At 63.9% G+C, this 3,107-nt stretch carries 4 protein-coding genes; 3 read left to right on the forward strand and 1 reads right to left on the reverse strand.

The genetic code is table 11. The features are described 5' to 3' along the window. Nucleotides 1-10 precede the first annotated feature (10 nt). Nucleotides 11-1,018 carry an asparaginase gene (locus tag ABI213_RS01330; protein ID WP_348025775.1) on the reverse strand — a complete coding sequence of 336 codons (1,008 nt, stop codon included), beginning with the start codon at nucleotides 1,016-1,018 and terminating at the stop codon, nucleotides 11-13. A gap of 87 nt (nucleotides 1,019-1,105) precedes the next feature. Here ABI213_RS01330 and lexA point away from each other — a divergent pair, with 87 nt between their 5' ends. From lexA to ABI213_RS01345, 3 genes are all read left to right on the forward strand, one after another. Beyond that, nucleotides 1,106-1,780 (forward strand): transcriptional repressor LexA, encoded by a 675-nt coding sequence (gene lexA, locus ABI213_RS01335; protein ID WP_348014551.1) that lies wholly within the window; start codon nucleotides 1,106-1,108, stop codon nucleotides 1,778-1,780. A gap of 147 nt (nucleotides 1,781-1,927) precedes the next feature. After that, on the forward strand, nucleotides 1,928-2,302 hold the full coding sequence (locus ABI213_RS01340) for a hypothetical protein (RefSeq protein WP_348025777.1): 375 nt from the start codon (nucleotides 1,928-1,930) through the stop codon (nucleotides 2,300-2,302). A 119-nt stretch (nucleotides 2,303-2,421) separates the two neighbouring features. After that, nucleotides 2,422-3,107, forward strand: a 686-nt coding sequence (locus ABI213_RS01345) for an NAD(P)-dependent oxidoreductase (protein WP_348025779.1), incomplete at its 3' end; no start/stop codon positions are given.

The following is a 3,107-nucleotide window of genomic DNA, read 5'->3' on the forward strand; positions in this document are numbered from 1 at the left end:
GACGGTTTTTTTACGCCTGCAAGGCCAACAATGCCAGCAGCAAGGCAATCCGCGCTTTGACCGGTGACAAGCCCTGCGCATCGGGAATCGCGTCCGCCGCAGTCCCCAGCACCCGGCCAAACACGCAGCGCGTGGAGCGCAGCACCCGCACCCCCTGCGCCATAGCCCGCAGCAAAGCCGCCTGCAGGTCCGTATGCAGCGTGCCATTGCCGGTGCCGGCCACCACGATGCCCTGCACACCCTGGGCCACCAGCGCGTCCACCAGCAAGCCGCTGGCCCCGGCGTAGTTCAACACAATCTCCACCCGCGGCCAGCCGCTGGCAGGCAGCCCACCCAATACTACACTTTTGATAGCTGCCTGCACAGATAGCGCCTGCGCCAGAGGCTTTTTTTCTTCATAAAAATCGGTGGCCGACGGCCAGGGCCGCAACAAGCGCACCCGGCCCTCCTCCACCAGCCCAACCAACCCGCCATCGCCCGAGGCAAACGCATCCACCTTGTAGCTGTGCACCTTTTGCACGTCGCGCGCACTGTGGATGTTGCCCGCGCACACCACCACCACGCCATGTGCGCCTGGGGTGGCCGCCACCGCCACGGCATCCAGCAGGTTTTGCGGCCCGTCGGGCACCAGGGCGGTGGCCGGGCGCATGGCGCAGGTCAGCACCACGGGTTTGGCCAGGTTCAGCACTGCCTGCAAAAAGTACGCGGTTTCCTCCAGCGTGTCGGTCCCGTGGGTAATGACGATGCCCGCCACGTCCGCCTGGGCCAGCCAGTGATCGCAACGCGCCGCCAACTGCTGCCACAGGGCGAAACCCATGTCCTTACTGTCCACCTGCGCCACCTGCTCGGCCACCAGGTCCACCCCGGCAGCAAAGCCGCCCAACGACTCCAGCAACTGCGACACGCCCACTTCGCCTGCGGTATAGCCCAGGTTGTCGCCCGCACGGCTGGCGCGGCCCGCAATCGTGCCGCCGGTGCCCAGCACCACAACCTTCAAAGAAGATGAATTCACCGCCATGCTTGCAAACTTTCAAAAACTGGTTAAAAATACAGTCACTGGATATTAAAACAGCCCAGCAACTTTGCCAAGTACCGGAGTCACCCCATGGATCTGCCCCATCTGCCACTGTTCCCCGCCAAACTCACTGCCCGCCAGCAGCAGATTCTGGAGCTGATCCAATCCGCCATCGCGCGCACCGGTGCGCCCCCTACCCGGGCCGAAATCGCCAACACCCTGGGCTTCAAGTCGGCCAACGCCGCCGAAGAACACCTGCAAGCCCTGGCCCGCAAAGGGGCCATCGAGCTGGTCAGTGGCACCTCGCGCGGCATCCGCCTCAAAAGCGACACCTTGCGCTCCATCAACGAGTCGCGCCTGCACAACGTACTCAGCCAGCTCGCCCTGCCCCTGATTGGCCGGGTTGCGGCAGGTTCCCCGATTTTGGCGCAGGAACATGTAGACCAAACCTACCATGTCGAAGCCAGCATGTTCCGCCACAAGCCCGACTACCTGCTCAAGGTGCGCGGCATGTCCATGCGCGACATCGGCATCCTCGACGGAGACCTGCTGGCCGTGCAGTCTGCCACCGATGCCAAAAACGGCCAGATCGTGGTGGCCCGGCTGGGCGACGATGTCACCGTCAAGCGCTACCGCCGCACCAAGAACCTGATTGAGCTGCTGCCCGAAAATCCCGACTACCCGACCATCGTGGTCGATCCAGAAGAAAGCTTCGCCATCGAAGGCCTGGCGGTCGGGCTCATCCGCAACACCTTGCTGATGTAGCTGCGCTATGGCACCGCTGCGCCAAACGTAATTTCGTGTAAAGCGCAGCAGCATGCGGGAGCGCCCCGCCAGCACCACTGCTTGCGCATATCTGCGCAGTTAGCCACCGTTTCGTCCGTATTCAACACCGCTTGTTGGGGAGGTCCTATGGGAATCGCATCGTTTTCACCTACGGGTTTGCTGGGTTCATTCCAGGGTTTGGTGGGCTGGCTCACCGCCAGTGCACCGCATAAGCGCGCACTGCGCCCCACCCCGGCTGCACGCCCTGCCGCTGCGTGGACCGCCAACTGCGCCAACCACCCGAGCACGGCACCCGCCTGGCCCGCCCGCCCTGGCTGCAGCACGCCGCCCCCGGTGGCAGCACGCCGCCCGGTGCGGGTGCTGCGGGTCATCGATACGCCCCAGGCAGCGGCCAGTGCCGGACGTATGCGCATCTCGGGCCGCATGGCCGATGTCTGCGCCGAACTCGACCGCATGGCGGCCCTGGAATCCGCACCCCGCAGCGGCGCCTTGTTGCAATAAGCGCCAGGCGCTTCCAGCTTGCCAGAGCTGCCCTCTGGCGAAAATAATCAGCCCTGCTGGCGGGCCCAGATCGCCACACTGCCCGGCAGCAGCGGCCAGCACCCAGGCACAATCAGGGGATGAACATTGTGATCCTCGACGACTACCAAGATGCTGTGCGCAAACTTGACTGTGCCACCAAGCTGGAACCCTACGCTGCCAAGGTCTACACCAACACCGTCAAGGGCTTGGGCCAGTTGTCGGTGCGGCTCAAAGATGCCGACATCATCGTGCTGATACGCGAGCGCACCCAGCTCAACCGCGCGGTGATCGAAAAGCTGCCCCGCCTGAAGATGATTGCCCAGACCGGGCGTATCGGTGCCCATGTGGATGTCACCGCCTGCACCGAGCGCGGTATTGCTGTGGCCGAAGGTGTGGGATCGCCCACCGCCCCGGCCGAGCTCACCTGGGCGCTGATCCTGGCCTCGACACGGCGGCTGCCGCAGTACATCAGCAACCTCAAGCACGGTGTCTGGCAACAGTCGGGTATGAAAACCGCGTCCATGCCGCCCAACTTCGGCATGGGCACCGTGCTCAAGGGTAAAACCATGGGCATTTGGGGCTATGGCCGGATTGGCCAGATCGTGACCACCTACGCCCGCGCCTTCGGCATGAAAGTGCTGGTCTGGGGCCGAGAAGGTTCGCTGGCGCGGGCCAGAGAACAGGGCTTTGAGACAGCTAGCAGTCAGGAAAACTTGTTTGAAACCGCCGATGTTCTCAGCTTGCACCTCAAGCTTTCGGCGGAAACGCAGGGCATCGTGGGGAA

It is taken from the genome of Rhodoferax sp., assembly GCF_039922535.1.
In the GTDB taxonomy this organism is placed as follows: Bacteria; Pseudomonadota; Gammaproteobacteria; order Burkholderiales; family Burkholderiaceae_C; genus Rhodoferax_B.